Source organism: Halorubrum sp. AJ67 (genome assembly GCF_000513435.1).
On sequence record NZ_CBVY010000014.1, the window covers coordinates 98,417 to 100,004 of the forward strand.

2 protein-coding genes and 1 pseudogene are annotated in these 1,588 nt (G+C 69.6%); 1 reads left to right on the forward strand and 2 read right to left on the reverse strand.

Annotation, left to right across the window (positions count from 1 at the left end; all coding sequences use genetic code 11):
• A pseudogene (locus tag BN903_RS15995) lies at positions 1-184 on the reverse strand (3-hydroxy-3-methylglutaryl-CoA reductase); the annotation flags it as partial.
• 81 nt (positions 185-265) lie between these two features.
• Entirely contained in the window at positions 266-739 is a 474-nt protein-coding gene (locus tag BN903_RS11490) for an N-acetyltransferase (protein WP_048077853.1), read from the reverse strand.
• A gap of 190 nt (positions 740-929) precedes the next feature.
• Between BN903_RS11490 and BN903_RS11495 the strand changes: the two genes are divergently transcribed.
• On the forward strand, positions 930-1,588 hold a 659-nt coding region (locus BN903_RS11495; protein ID WP_048077854.1), incomplete at its 3' end, for a DUF502 domain-containing protein.

The following is a 1,588-nucleotide window of genomic DNA, read 5'->3' on the forward strand; positions in this document are numbered from 1 at the left end:
GACCGCCTCGGCGTCGAACGCGTTACTCGCCGAGCGCGTCGAGGTCGGCGTCGGTCGCCTCCGCGACGAGCAGCCGGCGCGCGGCGGTCGCCGTGTCGGCGTCGACGTGGTCTTCCAGCTCGTGGAAGCGGAGGTCACCGTCGCGGACGCGAGCCGCGAGGTCCGCGGGAGTCGGTTTCGACATGCCGATGGATCCTCGCGGCGGGCGCTAATGACTGTCGGTTCCGGGCCTCTCGCGGGGGACGGGGAACGAATCGAACGGCGGCTACCGGCCGACGAACCCGGAGAGCCGCTCGCGGATCGACTCGCCGCCCAGCTTGAGGTAGTAGGCGTCGCCGCCGTCCTCGTAGTAGTCGTCGATGCGGCGGATCACCTCGAAGCCGAGGTGTTCGTAGAAGCCGAGCGCCGAGCGGTTTGTCGTGCGGGCGTGACAGGTGACCGACCGGTGTTGCTCGGCCACGTCGGCGACGAGGCGCTCGGCGTACCCGCGGCCGCGGCAGTCGGGGTCGACGGCGAGAAAGAGGATGTAGCCGTCCCGGCGGACGGAGGCGAAGGCGACGAGCCGGTCGTTCTCGACGAGCAGGTGGGCGGTCGACCGGCGATACGCGTCGACGAAGAAGCCGCGTCGCTGTCGGAGGACGCCCTCGGCGGACCGAATGCGCTCTTTGAGCTCCCACGCGGCGGTCGCGTAGTCGGACTCGCCGGGCGGGTCGATCCGCTTTTCGACGTTGACGCTCACTGCGATGACCTAACACGCCAGCGGAATATAACTCCACCGCCAGCGGGGACGATTTCCACCACCATCGGGGACCGTTGCGGGCGGAAGACGCGCTCTCGGCGGATCGGCGTCGGTCTGCGTCGGAGCCGCGACTGAGACGGCCAATACCGTGACCGAAGGGTTTTGTCGCGGTCACTCGTGGTCGCGATCAATGACCGACGAGTCGTCCGGGGTCGAACTGCTCCGGCGGGCGTTCCTCACGGGCGTCGCCGTGGTCGTCCCCGCCGTCATCACGCTCGTCGTCCTCGCGTTCGCGTTCAACGCGGTGTACGACTACCTCGACGCCTTCTCGTCGGCGGTCGTCGCCGTGTCGCCGGGGCGCGGACTCCCGATCGTCGGCGCGATCCCCCGCGAGGTCGCGATCGAGATCGCGACGCCGGTCGTGTTCGTGGCCGCCATCCTCCTCTTGGGCGCGGCGGTCGAGTCCTCGCGGTACGGCGAGCGCGCCGTCGACTACGTCGACGAGGCCGTCGAGCGGGTACCGGGGGTCGGCTCCGTCTATCAGGGGTTCCGACAGATGAGCGACGCCATGCTGGACTCGGACGGCGGGAACTTCCGCGAGGTCGTCCTCGTGGAGTTTCCGACCGAGGAGACGTACACGCTCGCGTTCGTGACGAGCGAGACGCCCGAGGTCATCGCGGACCACGCCGACTCCGAGGGCGAGGGGATGCGGACCCTGTTCATGCCGATGGCCCCGAACCCGGTGATGGGCGGCCACGTCGTCTTCGTCCCCGAGCGCCGGATCGTCGACGTCGAGCTGACGGTCGAAGAGGGGATCCGCGCGCTGGTCACGAGCGGCGTCGCCTTGGA